Source organism: Aeribacillus sp. FSL K6-2848 (assembly GCF_038004325.1).
GTDB lineage: Bacteria > Bacillota > Bacilli > Bacillales > Aeribacillaceae > Aeribacillus > Aeribacillus composti.
This window is the reverse complement of sequence record NZ_JBBOQQ010000001.1, coordinates 2,396,761-2,418,095: the sequence shown is the minus strand read 5'-3', so window position 1 is coordinate 2,418,095 and position 21,335 is coordinate 2,396,761. Positions and strand designations below refer to the sequence as shown.

Below are 21,335 nucleotides of genomic sequence, written 5' to 3'. Positions count from 1 at the left end.
CTCCTGAACGCATCAGGAATGCGAATCTCTTTGTTTTTATCTTAACTATGAAGAAAAATTTTAACCAAAAAAGCACGGCCAATGTGAAGTGACCCATGTCAAGTAGACAGGAACATTTTATCCATCTTTCAGAATTGAAGTATTTTCATGATATACAAGCTATACTTTTTCAAGAAAAAGAAATCACATATCTATTTTTATAGCGATCATCTCTACAATCCAGCAGGAAATTATGCACAGACTTGTGAAAGATAACGGCCAATCTTATAAAAAATGTATTCAAAAGTGATAGCTTCAAAACTATGAAATTCGTAAGTAAAAAGTAAAAGAAAGCGAAAGAATGGAACACCATGAAAGACGAGGAAGCTCGTCCGGATCGTACCAATCGGGAAGAAAGAAGTTAAACTGCAGCCAATCGAATGCTAGACGAAAAAAAACTGTAGAGCGCATATGAATCCATATTCAAAAATCCTTCAACGCTTAAATGTTTCATTTCCGACGAAGTCGTCCGGGTTGCGTTCTCCAATCCGCAAACTTGGGACGAATAATCATTTGATCGGATCAGCCGTGTAATATTATGCGGTTTAACCGAAGGAATTGCTCCGTTATTTCTGTTACTTATAAAACGACAAGTAAACCTTCACCTTACAACAAACTATTCAAAATCCAGAGTAGACGAGGCTCTATTTGAGAAGAAGGCCATCCTTTTGTAATTTAACCTGTTCTTTGCCACATCAGTCGGGGACAGGTTTTTTTCTATTTTCATGAACAAAATGCACATAATTATTTTTATTTGCAAAAAAACATTATTCAGAAAATTGCTGCTATAATACCTTTGAAAATGTAAACGCTGTCAAAAAAACGAGGGGGTACTGTTGAAATGAAAAAGTGGTGGTTCTTTCTAGTGATGGGGATTGTCGCGGTGATGCTGGCGGCTTGCGGAAGTACTGCGACGACAAAATCATCTAACAAACAAGAAAATTATCCAACAAAACCGATTATGTTTGTCGCTCCTTCAGGTGCTGGGGGCGGCTGGGATTTAACAGCAAGAGCGATTACGAAAATATTGGATGAAACAAATCTGGTGAAGCAAACGATGACGGTAGAGAATAAACCGGGCGGTGGAGGAACCGTGTTTATGGCAGAATATGCGACACAAGATAAAAACAATGATTATAAGCTGTTTGTCAACTCCCCGCCGATCATTATTAACAACTTAAAAGCGGAAGGGAACAGTCCATATGGTTATAAAGATACAACACCGCTTGCCCAACTAACCAAAGATTTTGGAGCGATCGTGGTCAGAGCGGATTCGAAATTTCAGTCGATGTCTCAATTATTGGATGCGATTAAGCAAAATCCGAAATCGGTGACGGTTGCCGGCGGATCTGCACCAGGATCTATGGATCATTTGGTTGCGATTCTTCCTATTTATAAATCCGGTATTGATCCGAAAATAGTGAAATACGTGTCATACGATGGCGGAGGGGAAGCAATTGCAGCGCTGCTTGGCGGAAATACCGATGTCATTGCAACCGATGCTTCTTCTGTCGGGGAATATGTAAAAGCAGGAAAAGTGCGGGTGCTTGCTGTCTCAGCGCCGGAACGTCTTGACGGTGTTTTGAAGGACGTACCGACGTTAAAAGAGCTTGGCATTGATGCGGAATTTACAATTTGGCGCGGCGTCTTTGGTCCAAAACAAATGTCTGACGATGCGAAAAAGTTTTGGGAAAATACATTCAAAAAATTGTCTGAGCATGAAAAATGGAAAGAGGAGTTAACAAAACAAGGCTGGGAGCCTGAGTACAAAGGTTCCAAAGAATTTACACAATTTTTACAAGAACAAGAACAGCTTATTAGCGACATGTTAAAATCGCTCGGAATGCATAAGTAAGTGGACGGGGAGAGAATTCTTCCCCATCTTTATAACAAGAATGGAGGGATGTGAGTGAGTAAAACGTTTGATCGCATTGCTGCCATCACCTTTTTGGCTGTTGGAGCTTTGTTTATGGTGGAAAGTCTGCGAATCTCGAAAAGTGCGTATGGGAGTGCCGTCGGACCAAACGTGTTTCCATTTTTGCTAGGACTTATTCTTGTGTTATTAAGCATTAAACTGCTCTTCGAAACAGCAAAATATGCGCACTCAGAAAGCGAAAAGCTGCCGCTGCAATATAAAAAGTTTTTCATCATTTTACTTGCCGCCGTTTTCTATGCCGCTTTATTAGAAACAGTCGGCTATGTGATTACCACTTTTGTCTTTCTTGTTATTGGATTTCAGGCAATGGAAAAAGGTGGGCTGTGGAAATCGGTGTTGTTTGCCGCTTGTTTTTCTCTAGGGGTATACGGGCTATACGTCAAGCTGTTGCAAGGAACGTTGCCTAGCTGGCCAATTTGGTTGCAGTAAAGGAGGTAGAAAAGTATGGATGCATTGACATTTTTAATTGATGGCTTTCAGACCGCATTGCAGCCGCACAATCTGTTTTTCGCCTTTCTTGGAGTGCTGATCGGAACGGCGGTAGGAGTGCTGCCAGGAATTGGGCCGATGAGCGGGGTAGCGCTGCTCATCCCGGTAACCGCTTCAATGACGTCCGGTCTTGACCCAGCTCAAGCGGCGACAAGCTCAATTATTTTGCTTGCTGGTGTTTATTACGGAGCGATGTACGGCGGTTCGACAACATCGATTTTATTAAATACGCCTGGAGAATCTTCCTCTGTTGTAACGACATTGGACGGTTATCAAATGGCAAAGCAGGGAAGGGCGGGGGCAGCTTTAGCGATTGCGGCGATCGGTTCATTTGTCGCCGGGCTCGTTTCCTTAATTGCCCTTGTGCTGTTGGCAGAGCCGCTTTCCAATGTAGCGTTGAAATTCGGCCCAGCGGAATATTTTTCCTTAATGCTTCTTGGATTGGCTGCTGTCAGTGGACTGGCGGGAAACTCGATGACAAAAGCGTGGATGATGACCGTTTTCGGCTTATTGCTTTCGACCATTGGTCTTGATAATGTATCAGGTGTGGCACGGTTTACGTATAACATTTCGTTTCTATACGGGGGCTTGGAATTTTTAACGGTAGCGGTCGGTTTGTTTGCCTTAGGAGAAGTATTCAAAGCCATTCTTCATAAGGAGAAAAATGACGGCGAAATCGCAAAAATCGGCCGCATCCTTCCGTCGAAAGCAGAAGCAAAAGAAAGCGTGGGTCCGATTGCGCGCGGATCGCTGCTAGGCTTTTTCGTCGGCGTATTGCCGGGAGCAGGGGCGACGCTCGCCTCGTTTTTCTCATATATCATGGAAAAGAAATTAAGCAAAACGCCTGAAAAATTCGGAAAGGGAACGATTGCCGGCGTGGCGGCGCCGGAATCAGCGAACAATGCCGCTTCAGGAGGGGCGATGATTCCGCTGTTGACGCTCGGAATCCCTGGCTCTGGGACGACGGCGATTTTAATGGGTGCGTTAATTATGTATAACGTCCAGCCGGGTCCTCTTCTTTTCGACGAACATCCAGATGTTGCATGGGGGCTTATTGCCAGCATGTTTATCGGCAATGTGATGCTGCTTATTTTAAACATGCCTCTTGTCAAAATATTTGCTAAAATTATTGAAACCCCGACTAAATATTTGCTGCCGCTTATTGTTGCGATTTCGGTTTTCGGTGTTTATGCGGTGCAAGTCACAATATTTGATGTGTTTTTACTCATTGGGTTTGGCCTTTTAGGCTATTTGCTGGCACAACATGACTTTCCCCTCGCTCCGCTTGTATTAGGGCTGGTACTTGGTCCGATGATCGAAAATAACATGCGAAGAGCACTTACAGCGTCGAATGGCGATTTTATGGTGTTTTTTGAAAAACCAATCTCACTTGTACTGCTGATCATAGCGTTTTTATGGATTGTTGTGCCATTTATCATGAAATTAAAAGGGAAGTCGATTATTGTAAATGAAGATATGTAATAAGGGAAAGACTATTGCCTTTTGGCGGATAGTCTTTCTCTATTTTTAGTCAAGGAGAGAGAAAAATGAAGCTGCAAACGCGACTGGTGATCATTATTTGTTCATTGCTTTTATTTGTTATTATTTTTCTTTCCTTTTTGTTTCAGTACATGCTTGCGGCAACACTGAAAGAACAAATCGGAATGCGGGCGCTGAATGTAGCAGAAACGGTGGCCGCTACGCCGCACATTCGGGACGCTTTTAAACAGCCGAACCCTCATCAACAAATTCAGCCGTTTGCAGAAATGATTCGTCGAAAAACAGGCGCAGAGTACGTTGTCGTGGGAAACAGACAAGGAATTCGTTACGCCCATCCGCTCCCAGATCGAATTGGGAAGAAGATGGTCGGGGGAGATAATCACGAGGTGCTTAAAGGAAAAGCGATTATTTCTGAAGCGGTTGGTTCGCTCGGTCCGGCGATACGCGGAAAAGCACCGATTTTCAATGAGCGGGGAAATGTGGTGGGCATTGTATCGGTAGGCTTTTTGCTGGAAGATATTGAGGATATCGTTTGGTCATATACCTCAAACATTTTTTTATTTTCTATCCTTGCACTATTGCTAGGGATTATTGGAGCGGTTGTTATTGCCAAAACGGTAAAAAAATCGATTCATGGATTGGAACCGAAAGAAATCGGGCTATTATACCAAGAAAAGCAGGCGATTTTAGAAGCGATTCGCGAAGGAATTATTGCTGTGAATCAGAATGGAATCATTACAATGGTCAATAAAACGGCGATGACGCTGTTAGGCTATGAGAGAGAACAAGATGTGCTAGGAAAATATATTTTACATATTATTCCTCATTCTAGGCTGTTAGAAGTAATTCGAACAGGTGAAGCAGAATATGATGACGAAATGATATTAGGTGAAGAAACGATCATTACTAATCGCATTCCGATTGTTGATAAAAAAGAAAACGTCATTGGGGCGGTATCGACATTTCGCAATAAGTCGGAACTGTACCGATTGACAAAAGAGCTTTCCCAGCTAAAAAGCTATGCAGAAGCACTGCGGGCGCAGACACATGAATTTTCCAATAAATTATATCTTATCTCTGGATTGATTCAGCTGGAATCTTATGAAGAAGCGTTGGAACTCATTACAAAAGAAACAAACATGCAGCAGGATATCGTTCGTTTTGTGATGAAAGAAGTACCTGACCCGATTGTTGGAGGGCTGTTAATCGGAAAATTTAACCGAGCTAATGAGCTGAAAATTCAATTTGATATTGATCGGCAAAGCAGCTTTAAAGATATTCCGAAACAATTGGACCGCGATCATCTTGTTACGATTATCGGCAATATTATTGATAATGCCATGGAGGCGGCATTGCATAATGGGCGTGACCAAAAGCGGGTCAACGTCTTTTTAACCGATCTTGGCGACGATCTAATCATTGAAGTGGAAGATAACGGAACGGGTATTCAGGAAGAGATTGCTGAACAAATATTTGAACGGGGATTTTCCACCAAGGGGAAAGCACAGAGAGGATACGGTCTGGATTTAGTAAAAAATTCGTTAAAGGTGCTTGGAGGGCACATTACTTATCAATCAGAGCGAGAAAAAGGAACCGTTTTTACCGTTATCATTCCGAAGCAACGGGAGGAATTATGATGGAATACACTATTCAAGTGCTCATTGTCGAAGATGATAAACGTATTGCCGAAATTAACCGCCGCTTTGTTGAAAAAGTAGAAGGATATAAAGTGGTCGGGATTGCCACAAATGAACAGGAAGGGAAAGAACTGATAGAAGTGCTGCAACCCGATTTAGTGCTGCTGGACATTTATTTTCCTGATATGAATGGGATTCAATTTTTAAAATGGATTCGCGAGCATTTTGCGAATATCGATATTATTATGATTACAGCTGCCAGAGAAATTGATACATTAAAGCAAGCGATGCATGGCGGAGTGTTTGACTATATTATCAAGCCGATTATGCTCGACCGTTTTACCGAAACATTGGTGAAATACAAAGAATATTTTTATAAAGTGCATGAACTGATGAAGGAAAAAGAATTGATTGGACAGGAGGAAATCGATCAATTAATTCGACGGGAACGTACCTTTGGAGACGCAGAAGGGGAACTGCCAAAAGGAATTCACCGATTGACATTGGAGAAAGTGCTGGCGGTAGTGAAGCAATATCGAGACGGCATTACAGCGGAAGAAGTAGGGAAACTTATTGGCGCGAGCCGAACGACATCAAGAAGATATTTAGAATATCTTGTTTCCATTTCTCAAGTGACAGCTGACATTTTGTACGGCTCTGTTGGAAGGCCGGAGAGAATTTACAAGTTAAAACGATAGGGAGGAAGACAAGCTTAGATGTTTTTATTCTGATTTTGCTTGATGTCATTTTACCGATATTTTGCTTGCAGGTATTGGCGGTTCCCATCGTTGCTGTTTTTTATGGTTTTCAGAGGCCTTCTTCTTTCGCCGGCGCGGCGATTGTCGCTATGATTATGTTTGTATTGCATCTTGGTGGAGTGGAGTGATTACTTAATCGTTATTCATCGGTAGGCCGTATCCTTGCTCCAGAAACACGGCGTTTTATGCGTTGAAGATGGTCTCACTCTCACCGCAAATGAGTGAGAAGGATAAACCCAGAACACAGCGTTTTATCCGTGGAATATGGACACTACCGGATGATGCCGCTTAAGCGTATTGATTTCAATACTGTTTAGTTCAGAGACCGTGACGATGATGGTCTATCTCTCTAACCATTCAATGGAAATAACAAACGGCATGAACTTCTAGTTCGGCCGTTTGCTCTATTAAAACAGATGGATCAGGTAAAATATTTCAGATAAAACACGGATTTGATTGTTGGCCTGCAAACGTGGAAAGCCTGTTTTAAATGAAAATTGTCGTCGACCCCCAATCATGCAAAAATCCTGGGGGATCGACGGCTCTTTCTAATCTCCAATGAGCCCACGCAAATCAAAGGATTGATAAAATGTAACTCCTTCGCTAAAATGAAAATAACTCATAAATCATTTTAAACTAAATACTTATATAACATTGATTTTTGGGGTTTTTATCTTGACTATAAGGAATTGAAACCACATTTTCTTTTGCCCCCTTCAAAAACTGCCGTTGTTTTTATCTTGACTATAAGGAATTGAAACCAAAGTTCCCCAAGCTCCACCTGCAATGCGAGAATTTTCGTTTTTATCTTAACTATAAGGAATTGAAACGCTGCTTCTACAACTTCTTTGTATTTCTTCTTAGCGTTTTTATCTTAACTATAAGGAATTGAAACTTGTCAATGACATAGGATAAACCTTTGAACCCACTGGGTTTTTATCTTAACTATGAAGAAAAATTTTAACCAAAAAAACATACTAAGATTAGTAGCACAGACCATGGCCATGGTCTGTGCTACTATTTTTTTATAGTAGAAGTGGAGAATAGGTCGTGACAGCCCCAGAACCTTGAGTTCGTAATGAAAAAACTGGCCTACTTCACTGCCCTTATAAGAATCAGTTTCAGTATGTTGGTTCCTTGAGATCGTGTATAAGAAAAGGGAATCGATAAGGTGAAGTGAAGACTTCTACATAAAAATCAGGAGGAATGTATATGCAAAGCGTCATTGCTTTTGATGTCAGTATGGGAATACCTCAATATCATAAATAACGATAACTTGCTTATTGTTGTATTCTTTAAATGTAGGAGTAATGTCTCTTTGTTGTTTTGAAGGTTCTTTATCATGTATTTCTGGAAAAAATGACAATTGCATGGTATCATTCATTATAGTAGTCTTTTGATTACTCATAAAAAATCGCCCTTTTTCTAAAATGTTTGTTTGGTCACTTACCTTTTACTAGAAAGGGTGATTTTTTTGTATTTTTAAGCATGAATTAAAAGAAAGAGGCTGCCAAAAAGTGAAAATTAGTCATTTTTTGGACATCCCCTTACTTGTTATGAGTTGACCGTCATTAATTCGTAGAATTCGATCCCCTAGCTTAGCCACCTTATCATCATGGGTCGCAACAAGCACTGCAGCACCTTTTTCTTTGAAAGAAAGAATATGAGACATTACTGTTTGCGCTGTCTCGCTATCAAGGGCTGCTGTCGGCTCATCGGCGAGTATCACATCAGGATTGTTCACCAGAGCACGAGCAATAGCAACTCGCTGTCGTTCACCTCCAGAAAGTTCTGATGGTTTCTTCTTTAATGCCCAATCCAGGCCGACTTTCTCTAATGCCTCTAATACTCTATTTTTTCTCTCCTTACGTCCTGGTAAGGGTCTTGCATATTGCAATGGTATCATCACATTACTTTCAACAGTTTCATTCTCAATTATTGCGTAATCCTGATGGATATATCCAAAATACTCATTTCGTAGACGAGCCCTATTACGATCGCGTTCTGATACTTCTCTTCCTTGAATGATGATATGGCCCTGCGTTGGCTTACTAATTAATCCTAATATATTTAATAATGTAGATTTACCGCTACCTGACGCCCCCATCAAAATAACACATTCACCAGCATTCAGTCGTAAAGAAACTTTTTCAAGAGCCGTTACTTGTGTGCGATCCCTACCATAAACCTTCGAAATGTTTCGAGCTTCAAGGATTGGTTTCATTTTCAGCCTCCTATCTTTTTTGTGCTGCGCATGGACCATAACCATAATATAAAAAATGTCACTAAGATTCCTAACATAACCCATAACGGTACATTTGGTGATGGTGCACCCGCAAGATGTAAGTAACATAAGAGCAGTGTAAGTATCGTAATCGGTGGGATCAGCACCACCGCTGCCAAAAATCCCCCAATGCGAAGACTAATATGAAAAGGCGTTGCTCCATACATAACCCTGATTTTAAAAGCCCGATGCTCTTGACGAATCGTCAAACGTGCAGAGGACACGAAAGCAATAAAAACTAGTAACAGAAAACTTAACATACCTACAATATATATAGCGGAACGTCCCATTATTTCACGAAATCGTTGAGGTTGATCCACAGCTATGTCATGGGGAATAAGAAACAAGTCACTATTTGCACTCATCTTAACAAACGTACCTACCGCTTTAGCTTCCGGATCAAGCAAGACCGTTCGAGCTATAGCTTCTTCTTGCTCAATAGGACTGAGTAGTGGAAGAAGGTTAGTTGGTGCTCTAATCACGATGCGGTTGTCTAAGGGTAAACCTGCCGCCGAAGGATCAAAAAAAGTAGCTCCTGCAGGAAGTGTGCCGACTACTGGTATGTTTTCTCCTGCTATATTTACAGAGTCCATATTTTCACCAGCAAGTTTTGACCCTTGCATAGCACATGGTACGGATTCGCACAGCTGAAGCTCAGGAAATAAATCTGAAATAACATCACCGAACAGTATTAGTGTAAGATGTCCATCTGCAAATTCAGGATCATCAAGTCCCATGTTATTAATGATTGCAGTATAGCCCTTTTGATCGTTGATTTGGTCTATCACAAATTGTATAGTATCCGTCCCTACTTGACTCGGTTCACCATCGGATGGATAGTAAGGGGTAAAAGTGACAGCGTGCTGTTCCCGTAATTGCTGGCCTCCTTTTAATACAGCAACCTGGGATACAACATCCTCTAAGGCCAGTGCAAAAACAACGCAGGCTGCGGTAATCATCAATGAAATTCCTAACATGGCCTGCCAACGTCGGCAAGCCATAATAACCCCTGCCCACAACTCACGCATCAACATTTACCTCCTTGTTTGTCTTTATAACCACATAAAGTATCAAAGACCATGTCAAGATGACAATAATGAATGAGATAGCAATACTAGCGAATGTTTGTAAATTGAATAATGGGATATCAGTATGGCTAACTTCTGCTATTAGAAGTTTTGACATAATTCCACCTATAGCACTCCCTATTAGAAGACCAGCTATCCCAAATAATAGATTTTCTCGCACGAGGGTAGTGGGCAAGGCTCCATAACGTCTTCGAATGCCAAACTCTCGAGCACGTTCTTGATTGTATAAAAACCAGTCCAAAACAACACATAAAAGACCCATAACTAGAAAAATGACAGTGATTACAACAAATGGATTATTAATGAAATATGTAAATAATGGGATTTCCTTACTTACCTGAGGGACAAACCCCATCTGATAGAACAAGTTTAATATATGTTTTACTTGATCCGGATCCGAAGTATTTATCGTGTAATTTCCAGGAGGTAGTGGATCTAGATTAATCGTACGTGCATATTGATAATCATCTGTTGCAGATGGCGAATCAATCACTCCGGAAATTTCAACTTCCTTTGGTAAAAGAGATGCTGTACCAGAATTCGACCACTGTTTTTCAGTGTATGTACCTCGGAAAAGATAGGCATGAGAAGTTGTTAAGTCCGTACTTTCATCTGAATCTTTTGGAAACCAAGGCAGGGATCCATGTGGGTCGTAAACAATGATTTCAGGTCGACCATCGCCTAACGAAGAATAAACAAGAGATAGTGACTGTTTATCAATATAGTCAATTAACATACTTTGTGCAGAAGATGCTTCAGTTTTTGTAACCTCTTGTGGACCATTAATCATGGTCAAGACAGTTATTTCTCCTGTTAAGCCGAATGTGATTTCTTGGCGGCTTTCAAGCGTCCATTGAAATGCTTGCACCATGAAAGATGTTAGCATGCTGAGAAGGACGCTACTAAGTGCAAGTCTTAAATTTAATAGAAACCATTTATTTGTATTCATGTCAACGCCCTCCTCAATTTACGTGCTTTGATCCAAATTCTAGAAAGTAAAACTTAATTAGGTTATAATTTTAGAAGTAAATAAAGTTATAGTTATAGCGAGTTACATATTTGTCACCCCAAAGTGGTGAGTCCCAAACAGAGTCTTGGCGGGAATGAACTCTTGTATCACTTTTCGAACTTGCTTTTGAAGTGTAAAGACGTCCTGTATCAAGAGAAGGTCCCGCCTGACGAGTAAACCGGTGATATCCCTGTTTCGCGTGTTTGCCATTATCATTTTACGAGGCTTTGATTTGGACATAGCCATTCCATTTTGCCCCCATTAGTGTTTCCCATGCTTTAGCATAGTTCTGACCGGCTGCTTGTGTTTGAGTAAAAGAGAGACATAAGGTAATTAAAAGCCCCGCAATGATTAAGACAAATACATTTCGCACATAGCGAGAAACTCCAAGACTACTATTCATTTTTTATCCCCCCTTTCCAAGTTTTTCACAGTAATCTTTTCAACAATTTACAATAATATCCTCTCTATTTTGACAAAATGAAACAATATTACTAGCATCAATTAAGGTTTAGTATTTTTGCACGAAAATATATAGGTAAAAATGGTGGAGTAAAATTTATGAAGGATTGGATAATCCAAACATGTCTTTGTTTTTACTACAATAGGATCGCATAAAGGGGACATCACACTTTATTTTTTGCTTCGACAAGTATATAAAATTCCATTAAAATAAAAAGAACCATAAAACTTCCAAACGGAAATTTTATGGTTCCTGTCACATTTCGTATGACGTAAAGCATATATTTCCACAACCATAGAGCCACAAGGCATTTTTAACTTAATAGGATTTATCCCTCAGTAAAGTGTATGTTGCATATCAAATAGAATTGTTCAATACACTCATTCTAAAATAAAAAGGTTGTAAGAATAATTATATAGAAATAGAAACTCTTCCTTTTAAAGGTACCGTCAAGAATTTTGTGTAAGGTTCTATAGAGTATCCTCAGATTATGCTTTATTCGATAATAAATTCATTTATCTGTTCCCACTAGGAGACTCGGGGAAACGGATATAAGTTAAGTTCGGAACATCAATGAGCCAGCCGATGTTTTTTGTGAAAGTGATGCCGGAGCGGGGGGCATGGAACATCAAAATAAACGAGAGAATATTTTATGGTTCTCGTCAGATTAGGCAGTGCTTATTTCATAAGGTCAACTGCTTCGAAATAGTTGAATTTATTTGAGCTTCTTCAAAATTCAAAAGCAATCTCATTCTCTGGTCAATCGCAATTCTTTTTTGGCTTCTTTGTCGACTACAATTTTCTCATGGATATATCCGAATTTACCTTTTGAAGTTCCGCAAACAGGACATTTTTGAAGTGAAAGAGGTAATTCCAAGCCACAGCTATTCAGCAGATCTTCATTGGATAAAATGTCCACTGCGGTTCCATCTGCAGCTATTTCTCCTTTTTTTATCACAATAATCCTTTTACAGGTTTCAAGTACCATGTCCAAGTCGTGGCTGGTAATTATTTTTGTATGTTCAAAGCTTTTTAACAAATCAATTACTCTCCGTCTTGATTTTGGGTCCAGGCCAGAAGTTGGCTCATCCATGATCAATACATCAGGTTGCATGGATAAAACGGATGCAATTGCGGCAGAGCGCTTTTCTCCTCCTGATAGTTTATAGGGGGCCCTGTCTTTCAAATGAGGTATTCCAACCTTCTCCAGCGCCTGCATCACCCGTCTCTCCACGTCTTCCTCTTCCAGCTTATAATTTCGTGGTCCAAAGGCAACGTCTTCATAAACAGTAGTCATGAACAATTGGTCGTCAGGGTCCTGAAAAACCATTCCCAATCTTTGGCGAATCATCGGTAATGTCTTTTTGGTTACACGCACATCTCCTACCAGCACTTCTCCGCCATCCGGAAAATAAACTCCCATCAACAGCATTAGCAGCGTAGACTTCCCAGCACCATTTGCACCAATGATTCCGACTGATTCACCATGATAAATGGAAAAAGACATATTTTTAATTGCTTCATGTCCATCCGGATACGAAAAATGCAGATTCCTCACTTCAATTTTATGATGACTCATCCTATCAAATCACTCCTGTAAACAATGACCCTATCAATACAGGTATGTTGTAAATTCTTGCAATAATAAAAAATAGACTCCATCCGGCAAAATAGGCAAGATCTTTAAAGCTAAGTTTTGCAATATCTCCTGTATAATACTCTCCTGTAAAGCCTCTTAAATTCATTGCTTGATATACCAGCTCTGCTCTTTCAAAAGTCCTGAGCAATATTTGTCCGGCAAAAGAACCCCAAGCGCTCCACTTTAATCCCTTTTGTCCTGGCGCCCTAAGTGAATACGCCCTTATCATCCTGGAAACCTCTTCGATCAACACCGATATATATCGATATGTTAATAGAAGCTGTAAGACAAAAATCTTAGGGATTTTGACCATCCGCAAAGCTGCGGCAAACCGATCCATCCCTGTGGTTGCAATGAGTAAAATGCTGGCTGTCACTGTTAAACTGCATTTTATTAAAATGGATAAAAAAGTAACCCAACCTTTTGAAATGGCAATTCCACCAAACAGCACTTTAGATTGATCAAACAATGGATTTAATATTCCAATTCCGATAATGAAAGGTTCAATAAGCAATATCATTTTTAAAATTGGTGCAACTGGTAGCTCTGCAAAAGCAAAAATTAGTATAGGATAAAAAATAAAAGGCAAAAGACCAATTATTTCATACCTTTCAAATGATACAACCACAGTCAAATAGACGACTGTGGTTAACAGCTTTATTAGCGGATGAATTTTGTGTATAAAGGTCTCTTTTCGCGCCAGATCATCCAGAAGCCTCATATTAGACAGCGAATTTATCATGTTCGACATTTACATCCATTCCTATTATATATTTTAATAAACTAAAGGGAGGGCCCCACCATAAAATAATCAAGCGGTCGTTTTTATTTTTTTCCTTTTAATCAACATGATGACCCACCCTGTAAATACGGCTAATGCAAGAGTCAATGCTCCTCCTACTATACCCGAAACGCTTGTCCCAGCATTAACAGCAGGCCACGCATTTTCAGCTTGTCCAGCTGTTTTTTCATTTTCACTTGCTTTAAAATCATAATCAGGCAATAATGCTGTTTTGCTTTGAATTTCAGAGAGTGTTTCATGAATGCCGTCAGGAGCTTCCAATTCTTCTGTACCTGCTGTTTTTTCGATAGACCATTCCAGTCCGTCAGGATTAGCGGATGCAAACCAAGAAAACAAACCGCCAACCACAACTACAGCGATTGAAAAGCCTGTCAATACTTTCTTCATTGAAATATTACCAAAGGCTTTCCCGTTTGCTGCTTTGTCCAAAATGTCAGGTCTAGCTCTCCATACGAAGGTAATGATTGCTGCGGTTACCAGCCCTTCAACTATCCCGATCGCAAGGTGTATCGGCTGCATTAACAATACGAATTTCACAAAGGGCAATTCGGTTTTTCCCGATAAAAGAGTCTCAAGGACAACGCTAAAAGCACCCAATTGGAGAGCAACCAGTGCTGAAGCCATCGAACCAGCAAAAATCCTTTTGGAAGTAACCCCTTTACGTGTAATCCACTTATATATGAATGGATACGCTATAAAGCACGTATAAAAACCAAGGTTAAATACGTTGCAGCCATAAGCAAGCAATCCGCCGTCACCAAAGAACAATGCCTGTATCAACAAAATCGAAGCCATCGTTAAAAATCCCGCATAAGGACCTAATAATATTGCCAGCAGCATTCCTCCTCCGAGGTGTCCGCTTGAACCAGTGCCTGGTATTGAAAAATTAATCATTTGTGCTGCAAAAACAAATGCTCCCATCACTCCCATTAAAGGAATTTTCTTTTCATCCAGCTCATTCTGGAGCTTTTTGATTGAATAAGCTGCAACTCCAGCAGTGGTTGCCAGCATGGTTCCACCAACAGCTGGTGAAATCAAGGCATCCGCCATGTGCATCATATTCACCCCTTTGTAACATTATTTTTAGAATTTTTAAAATAATTTGTAAGTCGAGCGTATCACGGTTTGACAAGAATGGTCAAGAGAATGTTAAGTTACACGACTTTCAATGGTCAGAAATGTTCAGCTTTGTTGAACGCGATTTGTTTTTGTCCAGCAATTACAATCTTTTGCTATCCAGCCATTTCTCACTATCCGGTTTCTGGATTTGAAACGGGGGAGGAGATGGATTTTTACTGGTACCTCATGTTGTTTTCGGCTTATCGTAAAGGGGCAACTAGTATCGCAGATTTTTTGTGCCGGGTCATAGATGTCGAAAATTACATCTTTATGATCGCTGTTGCGCACAGCCGGAAATTCCGTCAATGTTTTGCTAAGATTTTTTCTTATCGGCGATTAATGAATCTATCCATATAAACGGGCAGTTTTTTTAAAATTGGATTTGTCCGCATTTAACTGGTTCACAAAAATATCGATTTATTTACAACGTTTGGCAGCCAGATATGTTGATTTTTAAAGAAAAATTTTTAACAAATTAATTGTAAAACGATTTCATTTTGTTTTATAATTTTACTAAACCGGTTTATGAAAACGCTTATAAATACTAAATCGATTTAGTAATGAAAGAGGGATCCCTTTGAAAAAAGTTACGATGGCTGACGTCGCAAAGTTGGCGGATGTCTCGAAAAGCACAGTGTCGCAATATTTAAATAAACGCTATGAATATATGAGCGAGGAAACGAGAAAACGAATTGCCATGGCGATTAAGGAATTGGGATATCAACCGAATTTTATCGCCCGCAGCTTAAAACAGAAAACAACGATGACAATCGGAGTGGTCGTCTTCAACATTATGCATATGCTTACGACGCAAGTGCTGCATGCGATTGAGGAAGAGTGCCAAGAGCGGGGTTTCCATGTTATCGTCTCTAATTCCGATGATGATCCGGAGAAAGAAAAGAAATATATTGAGATGCTGCGGGCAAAACAAGTCGATGGTTTGATTATTTTTCCAACAGGAAAAAACGCTGATATATATCAAAAATTACTTGAAGAACGGTTTCCGCTTGTGTTTGTCGATCGGATGGTTCCGGAGGTCAAAGCGGACGCAGTTCTGCTTGATAATCAAAAGGCTGCTGAATTGGCGGTCGAATATTTTGCTGAGCGTGGTTACGAACACATCGGAATTGTCACTCCGCCGCTTGTTTCCCATATCGTTCCGAGGATGGAGCGCATTGAAGGATTTCGGCAAGCGTTAGTAAAAAAGGGACTTCCAGTTGTTGACGATTATTTTATCACAACGGAGATCCCGCGTATTCAAAAAGAATTGACAAGGTTGTATGAATCCGGCCGCTTGCCGGAAGCATTGTTTACGATCAATGATTTAACATTGATGGAAGTTTTGTATTTTATTAAAGGAAATCATATTAATACTCCTGACGAATTGGCGATTATCAGCATTGACGATGTGCCGTTTGCCCATGTTTATACGCCGACGTTGACGACGATCTCGCAGCCGACGTTTGCCATGGGGAAAAAAGCGGCAGAACGGCTTTTTTTGCAAATCGCCAAAAAAAGCGAGCATCAACCGCAAGTTTTTCGTTTTTCGCCTACGTTTATCGAACGAGGATCGGTAAAAGAAAAAACATCATAGAAAGAGGGAGCAAACATGGAAGCAAAACAACCAGTTGTAATTGGTGTCGATATCGGAACGACGAGCACAAAAGCGGTGGCGTTTGGCGAACAGGGGCGGACGCTAGCCTCCCACGCAATTGATTATCCAATAATACAGCAGCATCCAGGCTGGGCGGAGCAGGATCCGGAGGAGATTTTCGCAGCTGTTGTGAAAACTGTAAACGCTGTTATTTCTAAGTTAAAAATTCCTTCTAGCCAAGTGAAGGCGATCGGATTCAGCGCGGCGATGCATTCATTAATGGCGCTTGATGTATCAGGACGCCCGCTTACCCGCTGCATTATTTGGGCCGATAACCGCAGTGTCGAACAAGCGGAGCGGCTTTTGGATGAATTAAGCGGCATAAGCATTTACAAACGGACTGGAACCCCGATTCATCCGATGTCCCCGCTTCCGAAATTGCTTTGGCTGAAAGAGGAACAGCCTGATTTATTCCGTCAGACGCACAAATTTGTATCGATGAAAGAATATGTGCTGTATCAATTATATGGCCAATATGTTGTCGACTATTCGATCGCTTCAGCAACGGGTCTGTTCCGCTTAGATACGCTTGATTGGGATGAGGATGTTCTTAAACTTCTCGGAATGACAAGAGCGCAGTTATCGAGCTTGGTGCCAACGACGCACATATTGCAGGGGATGAGGAAAGAATGGGCTGAGCAAATGGGCTTGGATCCGAACGTCCCTGTCGTTGTCGGAGCTAGTGACGGGGTGCTCGCTAATGTCGGCGTCGGAGCGATTTTGCCCGGGGAGGCGGCGATTACGATTGGAACAAGCGGCGCGGTGCGGACGATTTCCCCAATTCAAAAAACAGATGAAAAAGGGCGGACGTTTTGTTATGCGCTTACACCAAATCATTGGGTCGTTGGCGGGCCGACGAACAATGGCGGTATTTTGCTGCGTTGGCTTCGTGACGAATTTGGCAGCCCAGAGCGCGAAGTGGCGAAAAGGCTCGGCATTGATCCATATGAACTGCTGACAAAGTACGCTGAAAGAGTTCCAGCAGGTTCAGAAGGATTGGTGTTTCTTCCGTTTTTGTCTGGCGAACGTGCACCGTACTGGAACGCGAACGCAAGAGGGACTTTTTTCGGCATCAGCCTCCGTCATAAGCGGGAGCATTTTATTCGCGCGGTGATGGAAGGGGTATGTATGAGCGTCTTTTCTGTCGCTCTGGCGATTCGCGATGTCACAGGGCCGCTGTCGGAAATCCGCGTATCTGGCGGTTTTGCGAAATCTCCGTTTTGGCGGCAAATGCTTGCCGATATGATGGGAAAAGAGCTGTTAGTACCGGAAACGCACGAGGCGTCTGCGTTAGGCGCTGCAGCATTGGCATTGTATGCGCTTGGCGATATTCCATCGCTTGATACGGTGAAAACGTGGATTCATATTTTATCACGCCATGTGCCAAATGAAGAAAATACGCTTATTTATTCCGAACTATTTGATATATATACACGATTATATGATCGCATAAAGGATGAGTTTGATGTGATTGCTTCTTTCCAGCGTAGAAATGGATAGCTACTAAATCGGTTTAGTTCACATCAAACAGAAAATAGGAGGAATGGAAATGGGAATCGCGATTGTTATTGCTGCGATTGTTGTGTTATTGCTGCTCATCACGGTTGCGAAAATGCATCCGTTTGTCGCTTTGATTTTGACATCCGTTGGTGTAGGGCTGGCAATGGGAATGCCGCTGATCGCACCGTCGCCGGAAACGCCGGGAATTATTGATTCGATTAAAGCAGGTCTTGGCAATACGCTTGGCTTTTTGGCGATCGTATTGGCGCTTGGAACGATGCTTGGAAAAATGATGGCGGAGTCCGGAGGCGCTGAACGCATTGCGAAAACATTGATTGACCGTTTTGGCCAAAAACGCGTCCATTGGGCAATGATGGTCGTCGCATTTTTAGTGGGGATCCCAGTATTTTTCCAAGTAGGATTCGTGCTATTAATTCCGCTTGTGTTTACCATTGCAATGGAAACAGGAATTTCGCTTGTGACAATTGGTATTCCGCTAGTTGCCGGATTATCTGTCGTGCATGGACTTGTTCCGCCGCATCCGGCTGCGATGGCTGCCGTCGGCATTTTTAAAGCCGATGTCGGGACAACAATTCTTTATTCGCTTATTGTCGGGCTGCCGACAGCCATTATCGCCGGCCCGTTGTTTGGAAAATGGATCGGGTCGCGCATGTATAAACAAGTGCCTGGTGAAATCGCCGAGCAGCTTGTACAGCATAAAGAAAAGAAAGACCTCCCTGGCTTTGGCAACACGTTATTTACGATTCTGCTTCCGGTTATTTTAATGCTGGTTGCTTCCATAGCTAATGTTACGCTGGATCAAGCGTCGGAAGCATCGAAAGTGCTGCGCTTTATCGGGGATCCGATCATCGCGCTTTTGATCGCGACGATTTATTCGTTCTTTAGCCTTGGCTACGCTCGAGGATTCAATCGCGATAAAGTATTAAAATTTGCCAATGACTGCCTTGGTCCTGTCGCCAATATTTTGCTTGTCATCGGCGCTGGCGGGGCGTTCAATAAGGTGTTGCTTGATTCTGGCATTGGCGACCAAATCGCAGACTGGGCTACACATTCGCAAATGTCTCCGCTGCTGTTAGGTTGGGGAATTGCCGCGCTCATTCGGATTGCGACAGGTTCTGCGACGGTATCGATGATGACAGCGGCAGGCATCGTTGCCCCAATTGCCGCCAGCATTCCTGGCACGAACGCTGAATTGCTTGTATTAGCGACAGGAGCGGGATCACTCATTTTATCGCACGTCAACGACTCCGGCTTCTGGATGATCAAAGAGTATTTCGGCATGACCGTCAAAGAAACGTTGATGACATGGACCGCAATGGAGACAATTATTTCTGTCGTCGCTTTTGCGCTGATTGCGTTGCTGGATTTATTAGTGTAAGATATAAAAAATGCCAGGCGCTTCCGCAAAACCCTGTCAAGTGGGCATTTCCGACTGAGATCGAACAACAATGCTGTAATAGTCACTTGCACATAACTCTGTCAAGCAGATATTAGAAAAAGAGTATATGAAGCTGCGGCCTTTTCTCGATACTCAACCGGGGAAAGGCCGTTATTTTTTCTCGGAAACGACTGTAATGGTAAAAAATGAATATATTCTTCAATCGCAATTACAAGCCTTAAAGAATCACACATTTATTTTTGGTGATCATCAAACTAACCCAGCAGGAAATTGCGTAAGGACTTCTAAAAGCGTGAGACTAATCGCTCGCTGAATCGTATAAAAAAGGAGATGCCGTCAAAACTATGTGTTTTTTGTTCATCTAAATGTAAAAAGCAGGTGAATATGCGAAATTAGAAGAACGGAACATTCGTTAAAAGTTCGCCCAACGACATAAAATTTAGAAGTTGTATTTGATAGAGCATTTTTATTTAGGTTCAAAAAAGAAAAATCCTTGGGCTATTGTTTATTGCTATTATATTTTCGAACAAACTCGTCCACAGAATAATAGAACACTGCACGAATAACTGCATAAATCAGTAATTCAGGAGGAGACTGTAATGCAAATATAGATATAGAAAGTTTCTGAACTCTCTAACGTGTTTCGCTTTACTTTGACTGTAATGCAAATATAGATATAGAAAGACAGTATATAATTGCTTTGACTAATAGTCGATTTTCTTTTTTCATAATACTTTTACTTAAAATTTCAGAGAGGATTGATGCGGATACCCCATACAACAAAACAATGAAAGATACATAGAAGCCAGCAGATGAAAATATAGGAAATATTTACATCCAGAATCTAGGGATAAGACAGATCGTTATCAGTACTGATACCAATCAATATGTTGTGAGATTTCTAAATAAAAATGCTTTCATTCATACTACACGACCTTTTTCATGTTTATCCATCGATTTTAATACAATGTAAATTTTGCAGTAAATGACAGTTTCATAGAGATTTTATGTTAAGCAGCGATGGATAAATGAATGCGGAGTTGAAAAATATTAAAATATATAGTCCTGTTTGTTTGGACAACTCTTTTTTTGTATGTATACGATATGATTCTGCCGAAAAATTTTTTATACATCTTGATAGGAATACCTGTTTTATTAGTAAGTTCATTTTTTCTTTTGAAAATTTTTAATGAGAATCGAGCAAACGATTGAGTTTTAAATATCGACATTTGAAATTCAAAGGATAAGAATGTAATTTAATTACGGTTCTATGTCAATTGTTTTGGCGATCATTATTGGACGAAAAGAAGCCGGACGTAAAACTCTGCCTTCTTGACCACAAGGCGACTACAAAAATTTAATGACATTCGAGCTATTAAGGACGATACAAAATGGCTACGGCTAACGATCACAAGCGCAATTATTGTGTAAGTGATCGGAGGAGTCGTAGCTATTATTTTTGCTGCATTGAAGTAAGTGTTCGGTGACGGAAAAAATCGTGCGGTAGACAAGTAACTAATTTGTTGAATTGCTATGCTTCTGCTGTTTCTCTTGCACTAGGTCTTGAATACACTAATGTTGGAGCAATGACAATTAGAAAGGAGATGTTCAAATGGAAGCTATTCTATCAATTGAGTTCACTGCATATGTGGCATTAGCCGTTTTGCTGTACGCAATCCGTCAAGCAACCAATCTTTCGAATCGCTACATTCCGATTGTCGCAGTTGTACTTGGCGTTGCTTTCTCTATTTTTGAAGCCAGCGCTTTCTCGTTTGAGGTTTTAGTAAACGGATTAAAATATGCCTTGTATGGGATCGGATCCGTCGCTGCAATCAAATATGCTCTTGAAAAGACAACGGAGAAATAATGGCAGACATAAATCCGGGGCGATAGCTGGTTGGAAAAGTATAAAGTGTTTCCTTTCTTGACAGCTGCATAAGCGTACTTGAATCAGCTAGAGGAACAAGCGGTTTGGCCGGAAATGGTAACAACCAGATG

General features: G+C 41.0%; 17 protein-coding genes. 9 read left to right on the top strand and 8 right to left on the bottom strand.

The features are described from left to right. Positions 1 to 925 precede the first annotated feature (925 nt). The 5 genes from NSS70_RS11600 (at position 926) to NSS70_RS11580 (ending at position 6,299) form a co-directional block, all read left to right on the top strand. Positions 926 to 1,894 carry a Bug family tripartite tricarboxylate transporter substrate binding protein gene (locus NSS70_RS11600; RefSeq protein WP_445290599.1) on the top strand — a complete coding sequence of 323 codons (969 nt, stop codon included), beginning with the start codon at positions 926 to 928 and terminating at the stop codon, positions 1,892 to 1,894. A 54-nt stretch (positions 1,895 to 1,948) separates the two neighbouring features. Further along, on the top strand, positions 1,949 to 2,404 hold the full coding sequence (locus tag NSS70_RS11595; protein WP_063388193.1) for a tripartite tricarboxylate transporter TctB family protein: 456 nt from the start codon (positions 1,949 to 1,951) through the stop codon (positions 2,402 to 2,404). A 15-nt stretch (positions 2,405 to 2,419) separates the two neighbouring features. Then, positions 2,420 to 3,946, top strand: a complete 1,527-nt coding sequence (locus NSS70_RS11590) for a tripartite tricarboxylate transporter permease (protein ID WP_063388192.1) — start codon at positions 2,420 to 2,422, stop codon at positions 3,944 to 3,946. A 65-nt stretch (positions 3,947 to 4,011) separates the two neighbouring features. After that, positions 4,012 to 5,601, top strand: coding sequence for an ATP-binding protein (locus NSS70_RS11585; protein WP_094245974.1), 1,590 nt, complete (start codon positions 4,012 to 4,014; stop codon positions 5,599 to 5,601). Continuing rightward, on the top strand, positions 5,601 to 6,299 hold the full coding sequence (locus tag NSS70_RS11580) for a response regulator (RefSeq protein WP_340882521.1): 699 nt from the start codon (positions 5,601 to 5,603) through the stop codon (positions 6,297 to 6,299). Before NSS70_RS11585 ends, NSS70_RS11580 begins: the two co-directional genes overlap by 1 nt. Positions 6,300 to 7,596: 1,297 nt before the next feature. On the opposite strand, the gene NSS70_RS11575 is transcribed toward NSS70_RS11580, so the two are convergent. From NSS70_RS11575 to NSS70_RS11540, 8 genes are all read right to left on the bottom strand, one after another. Continuing rightward, on the bottom strand, positions 7,597 to 7,767 hold the full coding sequence (locus NSS70_RS11575; RefSeq protein WP_340881628.1) for a hypothetical protein: 171 nt from the start codon (positions 7,765 to 7,767) through the stop codon (positions 7,597 to 7,599). A 120-nt stretch (positions 7,768 to 7,887) separates the two neighbouring features. Beyond that, positions 7,888 to 8,583 carry an ABC transporter ATP-binding protein gene (locus tag NSS70_RS11570; protein ID WP_340881627.1) on the bottom strand — a complete coding sequence of 232 codons (696 nt, stop codon included), beginning with the start codon at positions 8,581 to 8,583 and terminating at the stop codon, positions 7,888 to 7,890. 2 nt (positions 8,584 to 8,585) lie between these two features. Continuing rightward, positions 8,586 to 9,671, bottom strand: a complete 1,086-nt coding sequence (locus NSS70_RS11565; RefSeq protein ID WP_339192903.1) for a hypothetical protein — start codon at positions 9,669 to 9,671, stop codon at positions 8,586 to 8,588. Then, positions 9,664 to 10,680, bottom strand: a complete 1,017-nt coding sequence (locus tag NSS70_RS11560; RefSeq protein WP_327848659.1) for an FtsX-like permease family protein — start codon at positions 10,678 to 10,680, stop codon at positions 9,664 to 9,666. The genes NSS70_RS11565 and NSS70_RS11560 overlap by 8 nt, the downstream gene beginning before the upstream one ends. 277 nt (positions 10,681 to 10,957) lie before the next feature. Continuing rightward, positions 10,958 to 11,143 (bottom strand): hypothetical protein, encoded by a 186-nt coding sequence (locus NSS70_RS11555; RefSeq protein WP_339196444.1) that lies wholly within the window; start codon positions 11,141 to 11,143, stop codon positions 10,958 to 10,960. Positions 11,144 to 11,951: 808 nt separating this feature from the next. Continuing rightward, positions 11,952 to 12,782 carry an energy-coupling factor ABC transporter ATP-binding protein gene (locus NSS70_RS11550; RefSeq protein WP_339196442.1) on the bottom strand — a complete coding sequence of 277 codons (831 nt, stop codon included), beginning with the start codon at positions 12,780 to 12,782 and terminating at the stop codon, positions 11,952 to 11,954. Between the two features lie 4 nt (positions 12,783 to 12,786). Continuing rightward, a complete protein-coding gene (cbiQ, locus tag NSS70_RS11545) occupies positions 12,787 to 13,593 on the bottom strand; it encodes a cobalt ECF transporter T component CbiQ (protein WP_339196440.1) in 807 nt (268 codons plus the stop codon). A 60-nt stretch (positions 13,594 to 13,653) separates the two neighbouring features. After that, complete coding sequence (locus tag NSS70_RS11540) at positions 13,654 to 14,700, bottom strand: energy-coupling factor ABC transporter permease (RefSeq protein WP_339196438.1); 1,047 nt, start codon at positions 14,698 to 14,700, stop codon at positions 13,654 to 13,656. A gap of 640 nt (positions 14,701 to 15,340) precedes the next feature. Between NSS70_RS11540 and NSS70_RS11535 the strand changes: the two genes are divergently transcribed. From NSS70_RS11535 to NSS70_RS11520, 4 genes are all read left to right on the top strand, one after another. Continuing rightward, on the top strand, positions 15,341 to 16,357 hold the full coding sequence (locus tag NSS70_RS11535; RefSeq protein ID WP_339196436.1) for a LacI family DNA-binding transcriptional regulator: 1,017 nt from the start codon (positions 15,341 to 15,343) through the stop codon (positions 16,355 to 16,357). Between the two features lie 15 nt (positions 16,358 to 16,372). Next, on the top strand, positions 16,373 to 17,917 hold the full coding sequence (gntK, locus tag NSS70_RS11530) for a gluconokinase (protein WP_340881620.1): 1,545 nt from the start codon (positions 16,373 to 16,375) through the stop codon (positions 17,915 to 17,917). Positions 17,918 to 17,966: 49 nt separating this feature from the next. Next, complete coding sequence (locus tag NSS70_RS11525; protein ID WP_130157838.1) at positions 17,967 to 19,316, top strand: GntP family permease; 1,350 nt, start codon at positions 17,967 to 17,969, stop codon at positions 19,314 to 19,316. Positions 19,317 to 20,949: 1,633 nt separating this feature from the next. Further along, positions 20,950 to 21,204 (top strand): hypothetical protein, encoded by a 255-nt coding sequence (locus tag NSS70_RS11520; protein WP_063388730.1) that lies wholly within the window; start codon positions 20,950 to 20,952, stop codon positions 21,202 to 21,204. Positions 21,205 to 21,335 lie beyond the last annotated feature (131 nt).

Bases quoted from the DNA above. Each gene is read 5' to 3' on its own strand.
- NSS70_RS11525 (WP_130157838.1), top strand. From the start codon at position 17,967: ATGGGAATCGCGATTGTTATTGCTGCGATTGTTGTGTTATTGCTGCTC.
- cbiQ (WP_339196440.1), bottom strand. From the start codon at position 13,593: ATGTCGAACATGATAAATTCGCTGTCTAATATGAGGCTTCTGGATGAT.
- NSS70_RS11575 (WP_340881628.1), bottom strand. From the start codon at position 7,767: ATGAGTAATCAAAAGACTACTATAATGAATGATACCATGCAATTGTCA.
- NSS70_RS11590 (WP_063388192.1), top strand. From the start codon at position 2,420: ATGGATGCATTGACATTTTTAATTGATGGCTTTCAGACCGCATTGCAG.
- NSS70_RS11520 (WP_063388730.1), top strand. From the start codon at position 20,950: ATGGAAGCTATTCTATCAATTGAGTTCACTGCATATGTGGCATTAGCC.
- NSS70_RS11560 (WP_327848659.1), bottom strand. From the start codon at position 10,680: ATGAATACAAATAAATGGTTTCTATTAAATTTAAGACTTGCACTTAGT.
- NSS70_RS11555 (WP_339196444.1), bottom strand. From the start codon at position 11,143: ATGAATAGTAGTCTTGGAGTTTCTCGCTATGTGCGAAATGTATTTGTC.
- NSS70_RS11600 (WP_445290599.1), top strand. From the start codon at position 926: ATGCTGGCGGCTTGCGGAAGTACTGCGACGACAAAATCATCTAACAAA.
- NSS70_RS11585 (WP_094245974.1), top strand. From the start codon at position 4,012: ATGAAGCTGCAAACGCGACTGGTGATCATTATTTGTTCATTGCTTTTA.
- NSS70_RS11540 (WP_339196438.1), bottom strand. From the start codon at position 14,700: ATGCACATGGCGGATGCCTTGATTTCACCAGCTGTTGGTGGAACCATG.
- NSS70_RS11550 (WP_339196442.1), bottom strand. From the start codon at position 12,782: ATGAGTCATCATAAAATTGAAGTGAGGAATCTGCATTTTTCGTATCCG.
- NSS70_RS11570 (WP_340881627.1), bottom strand. From the start codon at position 8,583: ATGAAACCAATCCTTGAAGCTCGAAACATTTCGAAGGTTTATGGTAGG.
- NSS70_RS11565 (WP_339192903.1), bottom strand. From the start codon at position 9,671: ATGCGTGAGTTGTGGGCAGGGGTTATTATGGCTTGCCGACGTTGGCAG.
- gntK (WP_340881620.1), top strand. From the start codon at position 16,373: ATGGAAGCAAAACAACCAGTTGTAATTGGTGTCGATATCGGAACGACG.
- NSS70_RS11580 (WP_340882521.1), top strand. From the start codon at position 5,601: ATGGAATACACTATTCAAGTGCTCATTGTCGAAGATGATAAACGTATT.